Source organism: Archangium violaceum (assembly GCF_016887565.1).
In the GTDB taxonomy this organism is placed as follows: Bacteria; Myxococcota; Myxococcia; order Myxococcales; family Myxococcaceae; genus Archangium; species Archangium violaceum_B.
Genome location: NZ_CP069396.1, coordinates 1,044,380 through 1,058,064, shown reverse-complemented (window position 1 = coordinate 1,058,064; position 13,685 = coordinate 1,044,380). Strand labels below are relative to the sequence as shown.

The window sequence follows — 13,685 nt, the reverse complement described above, 5'->3', positions numbered from 1 at the left end:
TGTGACACTACCGTGCGAGTGTTCAGGGAGCGGGGCGTCCCGCCGAGGCCTGCCAGATGGAGAACCACTGCTGGCGTGTCAGCGCGAGCGATTCGCCGCGAGCCAGGTCACGTAGCCGCTCCACCCTGCTCGAGCCCAGGACTGGCACCGGATGCGAGGGGTGACGCAGCAGCCAGGCGATGGCGACCGCTCCCAGGTTGTCATGGCCCTGCTCCGCCGCCACGTCGGACAGGGCTTGCCGGACCCGCTGCTCGCGCTCGCCCTGGCCCTTGAAGAGGTTGCCTCCCCCGAGCGGAGACCAGGCCATCGGCGCCATGCGCAGCCGCTGCGCCTGGTCCAACGTCCCATCGTGCAGCGGCTCCAGGTGCAGCACCGACAGCTCCACCTGGTTCGTCACCAGCGGCCGTGACAGGCGGGATTGCAGCAGGGAGAGCTGCTCGGGCGTGTGGTTGGAGACGCCCACGTACCGGACCTTCCCGGACCGGCACACCTCGTCGAGGGCCGCCGCCGTCTCGTCGGCATCCATCAGGGGATCCGGCCGGTGGATCAGCAACAGGTCGAGGTAGTCGGTCCCGAAGTTCCGCAGGGAGTTCTCGACCGAGGCGAGGATGTGCGCGCGGCTGGTGTCGTAGTGCTTCACGCGGTTCGCTGGCCGCTGGCCGCTCTGCAGCATGATGTCGCATTTGGTGATCAGCTCGATGCGGCGACGATCGCCACGCCACTCCCGCAACGCCCGGCCGAAGAGCGCCTCGACCTGATAGTCACCATAAATGTCGGCATGGTCGAAGCTGGTGATTCCCAACTCCAGACACACGTCCATCAACCGGGCCACCCCGGTGGGCTCCCGTGTCTCCTCGCTCTGGAGGGCTCGCCAGAGACCACAGACGAGACGTGAGAGCTCCAGTCCTTCAGGGTGCAGCTTCTGCCTACCGACGGTCATGATTGGCTCCAATGGAAAGCGGTGAGTCCTCGAGGATGCGTATCACCGTCTCGCGCAACTGGCCGAGCGCGGATGCGAGCCTTGCCTCTGGGAGATGGTGCGAGCGGCTCGCCCAGAGCGCACGCTCCAGTCCACGGGGCGGCCGCGGGCGGGTGAGCAGCGCGCGCAGGACGTCCACCCGGGCATAAGCGCGGAGGAAGACCCCGGCCCATTCCCCCACCGTCCCCTCCGGCACACGTCCCGCCAGGTCCAGCAGGAAGACGAACAGGTCATCCGCATGCCGCTCGTCGGCGGAGAGCCAGGGCTCGTGCGGGGTCTCGAAGTCGATGAGCCGCGCGCACCGTCCGGCCGGGTCGTAGAGGAGATTCTTCAGGTGGGCATCGCCGTGGGACCAGGGCTCCCGCGAGCCCGGCAGGCTCAGCGCGTGAGCGCGGCGGAGCTCCACGGCCGAGGCCTCCAGCATCGCTGGCGTCAGCTCTCCGCGCTCCAGCAGCCGGTCCAGGCTCTCTCCCGGGAGCGCCTCCAGCGCGACGGCACCCCTCCGACGCTCGGCGAGCCGGCCCGGGTGCAGGAGTTGGAAGGACGCGAGCTCCCAGTCCTGCCACCGCGCACACGACACGAACATGCGGATGCGGCTGCGAGACAGGCGCAGGAAGAGGTTCCCGGGAGCGATCACCGCCCCCATGCCCGGACGGCGGCGCTTCACCCAGACGGCGCGGCCATGCAGGGACTCCGGGCGCACGGTGTTGACCCGCACGAGGTCGATCATCCGCCCCAGTCCCTGGTTCCAGCGCTCAGCCAGAGACAAACGCTCCCCCCGTCAGCTCCTCGTACCAGAGCACGACCGCCAGGCATCCCAGACACCAGCAGCGCACCACGCCCCTCCCCGCCAGTCCGCCGAAGAGCATCACCGCCGCCAGGAGGAGCACCGTCCCCATCACGCTCAACGTGCCTCCGGCTCCGAGCGCGAGGGCTCGCGACGCGCGGAACGGTCGTGGACTCCCATCGAGTGCCAGGGGGAAGAGGAACACCATCTGCGCCTCGACGGCATAGAAGGCCAGGAGCCCGAGGACAGGCCCCACCAGGAGAGGTCCCCCGGCGTACGCCGTCAGGCCCCAGGCCCCCAGCGCCGCGAGGAGCGCGGCCGTGTACTTGAGGACTCCCAGCCCGTGCGCCCGGAAAAGCGTGGCGGGAACGGGACGGCCCCTCACCTGGGCCATGGCCTCGGCCATCCAGGCGGCACCGCCCCGAAAGCCTCCGCGCCAGGCCCCCCGAGCGGACCGGGCGAGTGGAGAGCCGGGTGCATCGTAGAGCCTCGCCGCGCGCTCCAGCAGCGTGCGCCCGCGCTCCATGACGAGCGGCATGGCGCCGGAGGTGGACTCAGCCATGGAATCCCTCCCGCACGAAGCAGAAGTGCGCCCAGGCCAGGAACGCCGTCGCATGTCCCGCCAGGAGTGTCCGGTGCAGCAGGGACTCGAACCGCCCGCATCGCCGCCGATGGAAGACGAACTCGTCGTAGCAGATGAGCACGATCGTCCCCATCAGGACGACGAGCACCGGCAACAGGAACACCCGGGGACGCGACGAGACGGAAGCGGCACCCATCAGCAGGAACAGCGGCAGTCCCCCGCCCGCCAGCGCGAGGAGCTCCGCCCGGTGTTCGTTGGGGCCGACCCGCACTCCGGCCGTGCGGTGGTAGCGCCAGTCCGAGATGCCCGCCAGGGTCGCCGTCGTCCCGGCCAATGCCACCACCCAGAGCTCCCACGGGTACCGGCCAGGCTCGGTGAGCCAGGAGAAGCGCGGGTCGCGGGAGAGGAGGACGAGCGCCGTGCCGAACAACACACCCGGAGCCAGGGACGCCAGCAGGTTGGCGGCATCGCGCAAGCGTGAGAGCCACTGGCGCGGGGTGAGGGTGAGAGCCTGGACGGGAGCTTCGGACATGGACGGCCTCCAGTCGTTTCAATCCGGGGAGGAACGACCCTGGGAGAGGGCACGCTGGATCGCCGATGTGAGCCCGGTCGTGTGGATCGCGTCCAGCGCGAGGTCCCAGCGCCCCTCGGCGCACAGGCCGCTCAAGCCTCCCTCCTCATAGGCCTGCCGGGCCGCTGACTCCAACACCTCGCGCACGGCCTCGGCCACCGCGTGGCCCACCTCGTCGCAGCGTTTGCACTCGAGCTCCACCCCCAGCCGGCTGCGCCGCCCCTCTTCCGTGAGGACCCAGGGGCGATCCATCCACGGCGGCGTATGGCGCATGTGCTGCTGGTGGCCACACTCGAGCTCCGCGACCCAGTGCGCTTCACCATCGAGATGGAATCCAGAGATCTTCTGCTTCATCGGGTCCCCTTGCATTCCAGCGTATGGCACCGGCACCATCACCCGAAACCGGAGTCCGCTCATGACCGCCACGCCCGCAGTCGCGCCGTCCGCCGCGCCCCGCATCCCCACCGGCCCTCGAGGGCATCCCATCTTCGGAGTCATGCTCGAGGCCCGCAAGGACGTCCTGGGCTGGTTCACGCGGACAGTGGCGGAGCACGGGTACGTGGCCCAGTACCGCTGCCCCTGGCGCGCCTACCTCGTGACGCACCCGGATGGGCTCAAGCACGTGCTGCAGGACAACGTGAAGAACTACACCAAGGAGCACATCAGCTATTCCATGCTCCGCCGCATCATCGGCGATGGCCTGCTCACGAGCGGCGGCGAGACGTGGCTCAAGCAGCGCAGGCTCGCGCAGCCGGCCTTCCACCGGGCGCGCATCTCCGCCATGGCGGACCACATGGTGAAGGCGACGGCGGAGCTGTCGGAGCATTGGGCCGAGTCCCAGCGCGCCGGAGAGCCACGCCACGCGGGGCGCGACATGATGGCGCTCACCCTGCGCATCGTCGGCGAGGCGCTGCTCGGAACCGACGTGCGCGCGGAGACCCAGGCCGTGGCGGCGTCCTTCAACGTCATCAGCGAACAGACCGCCGAGCGCTTCCGCGCCCTGCGCTTCATCCCTCCCATCCTGCCCACCGCCTATGACCGGGCCTACCGCCAGGCGAACCGCTCCCTGAGGGACGTGGTGACCCGCGTCATCGCCCAGCGCCGCGAGCGCATGGAGGACCACGGAGACCTGCTCTCCATGTTCATGCTCGCCAAGGACGAGGAGACGGGCGAGCAGATGGATGACGCGCACCTTCAGAGTGAGGTGCTGACGATGATGCTCGCCGGCCATGAGACCACCGCGACCGCGCTCTCGTGGGCCTGGATGCTGCTCGAGCGCAACCCGGACGCGGAGCGCAAGCTCCACGCGGAGCTGGACTCCGTGCTCGGCGGCCGCCTGCCCACGGCGGACGATGTCCCGAAGCTCGTGTACACGCGCCGGGTGCTGGACGAGACGATGCGCCTCTACCCTCCCGTCTACATCCTGAGCCGCAAGGTGGTGGAGGACGACACGGTCTGCGGCTATCAGCTGCTCGGCGGGTCGACCGTCGACATCAGCCCCTACCTCACCCACCGCCTGCCCGAGTTCTGGCCGGACCCCGAGCGCTTCGAGCCGGACCGCTTCTCGCCCGAGCAGGTCGCCGCGAGGCCGAGGTACGCCTACTTCCCGTTCCTCGGCGGTCCGCGTCAGTGCATCGGCAACAGCTTCGCGCAGATGGAGGGCACGCTCATCCTCGCGACACTCGCGCAGCGCCACCGTCCGAGGATGGTGGCCGGCTACACGCCCACGCCCGAGCCGCTCATCACCCTGCGGCCCTCCGGCGAGCTCCCCGTGATGATCACCGCGCGCTGAGCCGGCGGGCCCGTCCGGCGTTCAGTGGCAGTGCGCCACCCCGGTCACCTCGTCGGTGAAGGTGTACCAGACGTTCCCCTCCGTGAAGCCCGCGTCCTCGATGACAGGCTGCTTCTCGAGCCACTCCACCAGCTCCGGGCCACACTTCAGCTGGCCCATCTGGGCCTCCAGCTCCTTGAAGAACGCCATGCGCCGGGTGCCGGACACCTCCTTCGCCGCCTTGGCGGCGACCTGAGCGGGTGTCAGCACCTGGACCTCGGCCGGCCGGGAGAGCAGCCACGAGCCATCCGCGTACCCGGCCTCCAACGCGAAGCGGACCGGCCCCGCGGCCTTCGGCGTGAAGGTGAGCCGCGGCACGAACTCCGCGTCGTCTCCACTGCCAGACAGGCGGACGGGCGGGAAACGCTCGGCGACCTGGCCCTTCTCGTCGAGCCGGACCACGCGCAGGCTCTGGACCTCTGGAACAAAGCCCCCTGGCCGCACACGGGAGAACTCCAGCGTGCTCTTCCCGCCCAGGCGCAGCTCGTCCGGGGAGGGATCCGGCTCCTGGCGGGAGAACTTGGACAGCATCAGTTGATAGACCCCCCGGTTGCGCTCCATCTCGGAGCCGGTGAGGCCCGTGACCGCCTCTTGCGAGGGCGTGGAGGGCCGGCACTCGGCCTGAAGGGGGATGACCTGCGTGTGCTCGAGGACCCGGCCGCTCTTGCAGCGGAGGGTCAGGCTCACCGGAACGGAGTCCACGCGGGCCTCGCCGTCCTTCGCGCAGGCGGCCTTCACCGCGGAGGCCTCCCACAGGTACAGCACCGTCCGCGTCGAGCCGCCCTGGAGGTTGTGCTTGCGCAGCAGCTCGAAGCTCTGGGGCTTCGCGTCCGGCCCCTTGCCCGTCTTGACCTCCAGGCTCACGGCCTTGCTGTCCGCGCAGGTCCACCGCAGGTCCACCATCCCGACGAGCCAGAGCGGCGTCATGCTGGCCGGGCCGTCCGGGAAGGCGACACTGGCGGCCTCGCCCTGGCCGGTCACCACCGTGCGGACCTCCCCGGGCTCCGGAGAGCGGATGACGACCTCGTCCTTCAACGCATACGCCGGTGTGAGTGCGAGGGCCGTGGTGACCGCCATCAGCCGGGCACAATCGAGGGGGCATCGAAGCAGGGACATGACGAGGCTCCAGGCAGTGGAAGCGGCGGCCGGGCATTTGCCGCACGCACGCCCGGCCCCTGTCGGGGCGGCCGATGAGGCGGCTGTCCCGCCAGGACGGCACCACGAATGTAGAAGAAGCCGCTCCCCCGTCGACCTTTCCACAAGGGGCCTGTAGGAACTCCAGGGTTCAGGCCAGGGGGACCAACCTGGGCACAGGTGGGCGTGCATCGCCAGACGGAAGACGGGCCGCTTGGCGAGTCCAATGGCAGACAGACCCTGTATTTCTGTCAGGAACGGCTCGGCAAGGCCTTTGCAGAGGGCCCCTGCGAGCATCCTCCGCCTCGCTGGCACGTCAGGAGGGGAGGCGATGCTCCTCAGGGGGGTGCGCCATGCGCGGAGTCATCACTGGACGTGAGGTGATCGAGAACCTCGGTCTCATCTACCGGGAGTTCGGAGCCACCTGTCTCCTGCGCTGTCTCTGGGCCCTGGTCCGCGGACGTAGCACCACCTTCCTCGAGGTGGCCTGCCAACCGGAGCCCTCGGACCGCTACCGCTAGGACTCGTCTTCCGACTTGGGCGGGGAGGCGGAAGTGGCTGGCGCCTTGTACGTCACCACCGGACCGCCACCGTCCCGAGCCTGTCGTGGCCCACGCTCGGGCCCCTCGCGCCTCCGCTCCGGAGGACGCCCCTGTGGCCGCGGCTCCCGCGGACCCTGCTGACCCGAGGGCCTCGCGCCCTGCTCTCCCCACCTGGACTGGCCTTCTCCGTTACCTCGAGGCGGACGATCGCCCCGTGGCGGACGGTCTCCCCGAGGGAAGCGCTCGCCCGGAGGACGGTCACCGCGTGGAGGACGGTCTCCCCGGGGACGCATGTCCCGAGGACCCTGCTGCTCCGCGGACCGGGGGCCCTGCTCCGACCACTGGCGCGGCCCTTCTCCGTTGCTCCGGGGAGGACGCTCCCCCTGCTGGAAGCGCTCGCCCTGGGGACGGTCTCCCTGGGGACGCCCATCGCGCGGGGGACGTCCGCCCTGCTGGAAGCGCTCGCCCTGGGGACGGTCTCCCTGGGGACGGTCTCCCTGGGGACGCCCGTCGCGCGGGGGACGCCCGCCCTGCGAGAAACGCTCGCCCTGGGCATTGCCCGTGTTGCCGTCGAAGCGGCCTCGCGGGCCACCGGAGAAGCGGCGCTCGCGCGAGTCCGGACCCTGGAACCGGCCCGTGGGCACGAAGTCCGGCGTCAGCTCGCGCTTCACGTACGCCCGCCAGATTTCCTGCGCGTCACCCGAGCGCGCCCGCAGGGACGGATCCGCCGCCTCGAAGTAGCGGCGCAGGTTCTCCACGTCGCGCTTGAAGAAGAACTCGGCCTGGCTGTTGGCCGCCGCGTCCACCACCTGCGGGAAGTCGATGATGGTGGCCCCGCGGTTGCCCAGCAGGATGTTGAACGCCGACAGGTCCCCGTGGATGAGGTCGCAGCACAGCATCCGGATGGCCTGGTTGCGCAGGTCGAAGTACAGCGCCGACGCCTCCTCGGACGTGAGCGCGGCCTCCTCCAGGCGCGGCGCCGGGTGCCCCTCGAGGTCCAGCACCAGCTCCATCAGCAGCACGCCCTCGTAGAACATCACCGGCTTGGGCACGCACACCCCGGCCGCGTACAGCTTCGTCAGGGCGTCCGACTCCGCCGTCTTCCAGGCGTCCTCGGCGGCCTGCACGCCGAAGCGGCTGCCCTTGGCGATGGCTCGCGCGGTGCGGCTGTTGCGCACCTGCCGGCCCTCCCGGTAACCCGAGTTGTTGCGGAAGTTGCGGTGCTCGCGCTCCTTGTAGATCTTCGCCGCGACGATCTCCCCGCCGTGGCGCACGAGGTACACGTCCGCCTCCTTGCCACTCTTGAGGCGGCCCACCACTTCGTCAATCACACCATCGGACAGGAGGACTTGGAGCGCTTCGTTCATTCGTTCGAGAGTCGAAAGGCTCCTTGTCCTACCACGTATTCCGCGCAACCTCAGCCAACACGTGCGGGGGGCTCGCCCGCCCCCCCTCCGAGCGGAGGCACATAGGGCCAGTCCGCCAGGGGACCCCTCCCCGCCTCCCTCGACAGGTAGTCCGCCGCGATGTTGGCGCTCTCCATGATGGTGAGCAGCCCGCTGCCCGGGTGTGTCCCACCTCCCACCCAGTACAGCCCCTCCACACTGGGGCTCTTCACGTGGGGGCGCAGGGGACCCAGCTGCAGCCAGGTGTGCGACAGGTTGAAGACGGCCCCCCGGAAGACGTTGAAGTCGTCCCGCCACGTCTCCGCGGTGAAGTAGCGCTCGGCCCGGATGTGCTCGCGCACCCCCTTCATACCCACCTTCTCCAGCATGGACGGAATCCGCTCACGCAGGGTGCGCTCCGTCGCCGCCCAGTCCACCTGCCGGGAGGTGTTGGGCGTGGGTACCAGCACATACAGGGTGGAGTGGCCCTCGGGCGCCCCGCTCCGGTCCGTCACGCCCGGGTTGCAGACGTAGAAGGGCGGGTCCTCCACGTCCACCTCCCGGTCCTCCAGGGCGGCCCTGTCCGTGCGCCGCGCGCTCTCGGACAGATAGATGAGGTGGTGGGGGAGGTCCTCATAGACCCGGTCCAGCCCGTAGTAGGCCATGAAGGTGCTGCACGAGTACTTCGCCCGCTCCAGCGCGGCGTCCGTCAGCCGGGTGCCGGCGCGCGCCTCGGAGGGGACGAGCTTCTGGGCCGCGTAGGGCAGGTCCGCGTTCACCACCACCGCGTCCGCCTCCAGGCGCTCGCCGCCCTTCAGCACCACGCCCGCCGCCCGGCCGTACTCCACCAGCACCCGCTCCACCGGCGTGCCCATGCGGAAGGTGGCGCCCAGGTCCTCGGCGCACTTCATCATCCCCCGCGCCAGCGCCCGGAAGCCGCCCTCCACGTGCCAGACCCCGAAGGCCAGCTCCAGGTAGGGAATCACCCCGAAGACGGAGGAGCACGTGGTGGGGTGCAGCCCCAGGTACTTCGACGGGTAGGCCAGCGCGTAGGTGATGCGGTCGTCGTGGAAGAACCCGTCCAGGTGCTTGTAGAGCGTCTGCCAGGGCTTGAAGCGCAGGGTGGAGAGCAGCCGCCAGGGCGCGTAATAGGCGAGGCTGTCGGCGTGCGTCGCCATGAACTTCTCGTAGGCGAGCGGGTACTTCTCCCGGCCCTCCTCCAGCCAGCGGCGCAGCGCGGGCGCCTTGTCCGGGCCGAACTTCGCCACCTCGCGCTCCATGCGCGCCGCGTCCCGCGTGGTGTCCAGGTACGTGCCATCCCAGAAGTGCACCCGGGTGTTGGTGTCCAGCGGCACCAGCTTCACATAGTCGGAGATCTTCTTGCCCGAGCGCTCGAAGATGCGCTCCAGCACCCCGGGAAGTTGGAGGATGGAGGGCCCCGTGTCGACGGCGTACTCGCCCCGCTCCCCCAGGGTGAGCCCCTTCATCCGTCCCCCGGGCACCGCGTCCTTCTCCACCACCGTGACCTTCAGGCCCAACCCCGCGAGGTTGATGGCCGCCGACAGGCCCCCGGGTCCCGCTCCCACGACGATGACGTGACGTACCATGGCGGGCCCTTCGATGCCCGGAGCCTCCCGGGGTTGCGCCTCGCCGGAGCCACGGGAAGTCCAACACCGGTCAGGTCTCCCCGTCGCCCCTCACGCGAGCGACCAGGGCGGGCGGCCCGTGCCTAGACTGCACAGGATTGGGAGACCCATGCCGACTCCGCCGCCCCGCGAGGTCCTTCTCTTCACTTTGGAGGGGCAACGCTACGCGCTGCCCACCGGGGACGTGCGCGAGCTGGTCCGCGCCGTGCGCCTCACCCCACTGCCCCGCGCGCCGGCCGTGGTGGAAGGGCTGCTCAACCTGCGCGGAGAGCTGCTCCCCGTGCTGGACATGCGACGGCGCTTCCGCCTGCCCGCCCGGCCGCTCTCCAGCTCGGACCACCTCGTGGTGGCCCAGGCCGGGTCCCGCCGCGTCGCCCTGCGCGTGGACCGCGCCGAGGGCCTGCTGGAGCTGGAGCCCGCGCTCTTCGACGACACGCCCCGGGCCCTGCCCGGAGTGGGCTACGTGGCCGGTGCCCTCAAGCTGACCGACGGACTCGTCCTCGTGCACGACCTGCGGACCTTCCTCTCCGAGGCGGAGGCGCTCGAGTTGGAGGAGGCACTCGAGAGAGAGGGAGCCCCCCGGTGAGTGACGCCCCTCGGACCTGGCGCCATCCCGGCTACGTCGCGGTGCTCGACCTCGTCGCCGCGCGCGCCGGCCTGTTGCCCCCCAGCTGCCCGCCGGCCGCCATGGAGGGCATCGACCGCGCCATGGTCCGCGCTGGCCTGTCCGAGGACTTCTCCTCCTACCTCGAGCGGCTCGCGGCGGACCCTTCCGCCCTGGATGACCTGCTGGTGGAGCTCACCATCGGCGAGACGTACTTCTTCCGCAACCCGGAGCATTTTCAATTCGTGCGCCACCAGGTGCTGCCGGAGCTCGCCCGGCACCGGAGACCCGGGCACGTGGTGCGCGCGTGGAGCGCCGGCTGCGCCTCCGGCGAGGAGCCCTACTCGCTGGCGGTGCTCCTCCTGGAGGAGGGCTACGGCGACCGGATGGAGGTGCGGGGCACGGACGTGTCGCGCGCGGCCCTCTCCCGCGCCCACGTGGCCAGCTATGGCGAGTGGTCCCTGCGAGGCCCCGAGGCGGGCCGCATGCGACCCTTCCTCCACTCCGAGGGCAGGCGCTACACCCTCGCCCCCGAGGTGCGCGACCGCGTCCAGTTCAGCTACCTCAACCTCGCCGAGGACACCTGGCCCTCCCCCACCAGCGGCATCTGGCGACTGGACATCATCTTCTGCCGCAACGTCCTCATCTACTTCAACCGCGCCACCATCGCGGCGGTGGCCCGGCGGCTCCATGACGCGCTCGCGGAGGGCGGCTTCCTCATCGCCGGCCCCTCGGACCCGGCCCTCGGCGCCTTCGCGCCCTTCGAGACGCTCCTCACCGACTGGGGAATCGTCTACCACCGGCCCGTCGCCAGCAGTCCCCTGCGCTGGCCCCCGACCCCTCCTCCCCTGCCCGTGACGCCCCCGCCGCCCCCCGTGGTGGTCGCGGCCCCGCCTCCGCTCCCGCCTCCACCCGGGCCCGCCACCCCCGAGGGCCTGGAGGGAGCACGGCGGGCCCTCGACCTCGGAGACTGGCACGAGGCGGCACGGCGGGCCGGAGCGCTCCAGGAGGACCCGGGCGCCGCGGCGGTGGCGGTGCGGGCCCTGGCCAACCTCGACGCGCGGGCCGCCGTGCGCGCCTGTGCCGAGGCCATCGCGCGCCACCCGCTCGCCGCGGAGCTGCGCTATCTGGAGGCCCTGCTGCTGCTGGGCCTCGGCCGCCTGGAGGAGGCCGAGCGCGCCGCGCGCCAGGCCCTCTACCTCGAGCCCTCCCTGGCCGTGGCCCACCTCATGCTGGGCCACATCCTCCGGCGCCAGGGAGACACCCGGGGAGCCCTGCGCTCCTTCGGTACCGCCGAGATGCTGTGCGCCACCCTCCCCCCCGACGCGCCCGTTCCCCTCTCCGAGGGCGAGCGCGCTGGCCGGCTCGCGGCGGTGGCCCGCGAGGAACGCATCCGGTTGGAAGCCCATGAGGAGCTGCGCTGATGGTGGAAGGTGATGACACGCTGGACCCCGAGCGCGAGGCGGCGCTGCTCGACGAGCGCGCCAGGGCCCTGGCACGTCCCCTCGCCCGGGAGACCCAGACCGGCCCCCTGCTGGAGCTGATGCACTTCCGCTCCGGCGAGCAGGACTACGCCCTGGAGACACGCTTCGTGCTGGAGGTGCTGCGCTCCCTGGAGCAGCTCGTGCCGCTGCCCGGCGCCCCCGAGGCACTGCGGGGCCTCACCCTGCTGCACGGAGAGGCGCTCGCGGTGGTGGAGCTCGCCCCCCTCTTCGGACGCGCCGCCCCCGCCACCCACGGGCCCGTGCTGGTGGTGGGCACGGGCCGCCCCGAGCTGGGCCTGCGCGCCGACGCCGTGGAGGAGGTGCGCCTCGTCTCGCGCGACTCGCTCCTGCCCCCTCCGCCCGCGCTCGGCAACCAGGAGCGGGCGCTCGTGTCCGGCATCAGCCGCGACGGCATCATCGTGCTGGAGGGAGAGGCCCTGCTGGGGGATGGTCGCCTCTTCTTCGACCTCTCCGAGGAAAGGACCGCATGAGCATCGGGAAGAAGATCGCCGCGGGATTCGGTCTCAACCTCGTCGTCCTGCTCGTCGTGGCCGCGGTGGCCTACCAGGGCGCTCGCGAGCTGGCGGAGACGAGCCAGCAACTGGTGGAGAGCCAGCGCACCGTGGACCGGGTGGACGAGCTCATCACCCACCTGGTGGACGCCGAGGCCCACCAGCGCAACTACCTCATCACCGGGAAAGAGGAATTCCTCACCCGCTACCGGACCTCGATCGCGGAGGTGCAATCGGCCTTCCAGCGGCTACAGGAGTCCGAGGAGAACGACGCGGCGCAGAGCCGCCGCGTCAACCAGCTCGAGCCCCTCGTCCAGGCGCGCCTGGCCTCCCTGGCCACCGGTGTCGAGCTGCGCCAGCAGCGTGGCCAGGACGCGGCCCTCGAGTATGTGTCGACGGGCCAGGGTACGGAGAGGATGAGGCAGGTGCGCCAGCTCACCACCGAGCTGCTGAACGCCGAGCGCGCGGTGTGGGAGCAGCGGCAGCGCGACGCCGAGAACACGTCCCAGCGCGTGCTGCTCATCATCGGCGCCGGGACAGTGCTGGGCACGCTGCTGGTGGCCCTGAGCAGCATCACCCTCACCCGTGGCATCACCGGCCCGCTGGACAAGCTGGTCAAGGGCGCCGACCAGCTCGGCCGCGGCAACCTCACCCACCGCATCGACATCCACCACGAGGACGAGCTGGGAGAGCTGGCGCGCGCCTTCAACACCATGGGCGAGCGCCGCCAGCAGGCGGAAGCGGAGCTCGCGAAGCAGTCCGAGCAGCGCCAGCACACCCTGCGGACGGTGGCCGAGTTCGTCAACCAGCTGGCGGGCACCACCGCCGAAATCCTCGCCAGCACCACCGAGCAGGTGGCCGGTGCCCAGGAGCAGGGCAGCGCGGTGGCGGAGACGGTGAGCACCATCGAGGAGATAGCGCAGACGTCCGAGGAGGCCGCCGGCCGCGCCCGCGCGGTGAGCGAGTCCGCGCGCCACTCCGAGGAGGTGGGCAGGAATGGCCGGCGCGCGGTGGACGAGGCCATCACCTCCATGGCCAGCGTGCGCGACCAGGTGGAGTCCATCGCCTCGCGCATCCTCGCCCTGGCCGAGCAGGCCCAGGCCATTGGCGACATCATCACCACCGTCAACGACATCTCCGAGCAGACGCACATGCTGGCCCTCAACGCCTCCATCGAGGCCAGCCGCGCCGGAGAGCACGGCCGGGGCTTCGCCGTGGTGGCCGCCGAGGTGAAGGCCCTGGCGGACCAGTCCAAGAAGGCCACCGCCCAGGTGCGGCAGATCCTGGGTCAAATCCAGAAGGCCACCCAGGGCGCGGTGATGACCACCGAGGAGGGCACCAAGAGCGTGGCCTCGGCCACCAAGGTGGTGACCCAGGCGGGCGCCACCATCCAGACGCTGGGCGAGCACCTCACCCAGGCCTCGCTCACCGCGGCGCAGATTTCGGCCTCCGCCAGCCAGCAGGCCACCGGCATCAGCCAGATACGCCAGGCCATGCGCGACGTGAGCCAGGCCACCCAGCAGACGCTCAACAGCATCCGCCAGACGGAGCGCGCGGTGCAGGACCTCAACGCCATGGGCCAGAAGCTCAAGGGCCTGCTGAGCGAGTACGGGCGCGCCGCATGACG

The 13,685-nt window shown here is 70.9% G+C and carries 14 protein-coding genes; 6 read left to right on the top strand and 8 right to left on the bottom strand.

Going from position 1 to position 13,685, the window contains the following annotated elements:
* Positions 1–22: 22 nt before the first annotated feature.
* From JRI60_RS04495 to JRI60_RS04475, 5 genes are read right to left on the bottom strand one after another with little or no spacing between them, the layout of a single operon-like run.
* On the bottom strand, positions 23–940 hold the full coding sequence (locus JRI60_RS04495) for an aldo/keto reductase (protein ID WP_204224632.1): 918 nt from the start codon (positions 938–940) through the stop codon (positions 23–25).
* Positions 927–1,748, bottom strand: a complete 822-nt coding sequence (locus JRI60_RS04490) for a phosphotransferase (protein WP_239470345.1) — start codon at positions 1,746–1,748, stop codon at positions 927–929. The genes JRI60_RS04495 and JRI60_RS04490 overlap by 14 nt, the downstream gene beginning before the upstream one ends.
* Complete coding sequence (locus JRI60_RS53015; RefSeq protein ID WP_239470344.1) at positions 1,735–2,328, bottom strand: hypothetical protein; 594 nt, start codon at positions 2,326–2,328, stop codon at positions 1,735–1,737. Before JRI60_RS53015 ends, JRI60_RS04490 begins: the two co-directional genes overlap by 14 nt.
* Positions 2,321–2,881, bottom strand: a complete 561-nt coding sequence (locus JRI60_RS04480; protein ID WP_239470343.1) for a hypothetical protein — start codon at positions 2,879–2,881, stop codon at positions 2,321–2,323. The genes JRI60_RS53015 and JRI60_RS04480 overlap by 8 nt, the downstream gene beginning before the upstream one ends.
* A gap of 18 nt (positions 2,882–2,899) precedes the next feature.
* Complete coding sequence (locus JRI60_RS04475) at positions 2,900–3,274, bottom strand: DUF3565 domain-containing protein (RefSeq protein ID WP_204224631.1); 375 nt, start codon at positions 3,272–3,274, stop codon at positions 2,900–2,902.
* Positions 3,275–3,335: 61 nt separating this feature from the next.
* Between JRI60_RS04475 and JRI60_RS04470 the strand changes: the two genes are divergently transcribed.
* On the top strand, positions 3,336–4,712 hold the full coding sequence (locus JRI60_RS04470) for a cytochrome P450 (protein WP_204224630.1): 1,377 nt from the start codon (positions 3,336–3,338) through the stop codon (positions 4,710–4,712).
* 21 nt (positions 4,713–4,733) lie between these two features.
* Here JRI60_RS04470 and JRI60_RS04465 read toward each other — a convergent pair whose 3' ends face one another.
* On the bottom strand, positions 4,734–5,867 hold the full coding sequence (locus JRI60_RS04465; protein WP_204224629.1) for a hypothetical protein: 1,134 nt from the start codon (positions 5,865–5,867) through the stop codon (positions 4,734–4,736).
* A gap of 371 nt (positions 5,868–6,238) precedes the next feature.
* On the opposite strand from JRI60_RS04465, the gene JRI60_RS04460 reads away from it, so the two are divergent.
* Complete coding sequence (locus JRI60_RS04460; RefSeq protein ID WP_204224628.1) at positions 6,239–6,406, top strand: hypothetical protein; 168 nt, start codon at positions 6,239–6,241, stop codon at positions 6,404–6,406.
* Here JRI60_RS04460 and JRI60_RS04455 read toward each other — a convergent pair.
* A complete protein-coding gene (locus JRI60_RS04455; RefSeq protein ID WP_204224627.1) occupies positions 6,403–7,794 on the bottom strand; it encodes an RIO1 family regulatory kinase/ATPase in 1,392 nt (463 codons plus the stop codon). The two genes, JRI60_RS04460 and JRI60_RS04455, sit on opposite strands and share 4 nt — an antisense overlap.
* Positions 7,795–7,844: 50 nt before the next feature.
* The gene (locus JRI60_RS04450) at positions 7,845–9,419 is read right to left on the bottom strand and encodes a phytoene desaturase family protein (protein ID WP_204224626.1); all 1,575 of its coding nucleotides are present in this window, start codon (positions 9,417–9,419) and stop codon (positions 7,845–7,847) included.
* A 148-nt stretch (positions 9,420–9,567) separates the two neighbouring features.
* Here JRI60_RS04450 and JRI60_RS04445 point away from each other — a divergent pair, with 148 nt between their 5' ends.
* The 4 genes from JRI60_RS04445 to JRI60_RS04430 are packed head-to-tail and all read left to right on the top strand — an operon-like array spanning position 9,568 to position 13,683.
* Entirely contained in the window at positions 9,568–10,044 is a 477-nt protein-coding gene (locus tag JRI60_RS04445) for a chemotaxis protein CheW (RefSeq protein ID WP_204224625.1), read from the top strand.
* Positions 10,041–11,486 carry a CheR family methyltransferase gene (locus JRI60_RS04440; protein WP_239470342.1) on the top strand — a complete coding sequence of 482 codons (1,446 nt, stop codon included), beginning with the start codon at positions 10,041–10,043 and terminating at the stop codon, positions 11,484–11,486. The genes JRI60_RS04445 and JRI60_RS04440 overlap by 4 nt, the downstream gene beginning before the upstream one ends.
* A complete protein-coding gene (locus tag JRI60_RS04435) occupies positions 11,486–12,037 on the top strand; it encodes a chemotaxis protein CheW (RefSeq protein ID WP_204224624.1) in 552 nt (183 codons plus the stop codon). The genes JRI60_RS04440 and JRI60_RS04435 overlap by 1 nt, the downstream gene beginning before the upstream one ends.
* Positions 12,034–13,683 (top strand): methyl-accepting chemotaxis protein, encoded by a 1,650-nt coding sequence (locus JRI60_RS04430; protein ID WP_204224623.1) that lies wholly within the window; start codon positions 12,034–12,036, stop codon positions 13,681–13,683. Before JRI60_RS04435 ends, JRI60_RS04430 begins: the two co-directional genes overlap by 4 nt.
* Positions 13,684–13,685 lie beyond the last annotated feature (2 nt).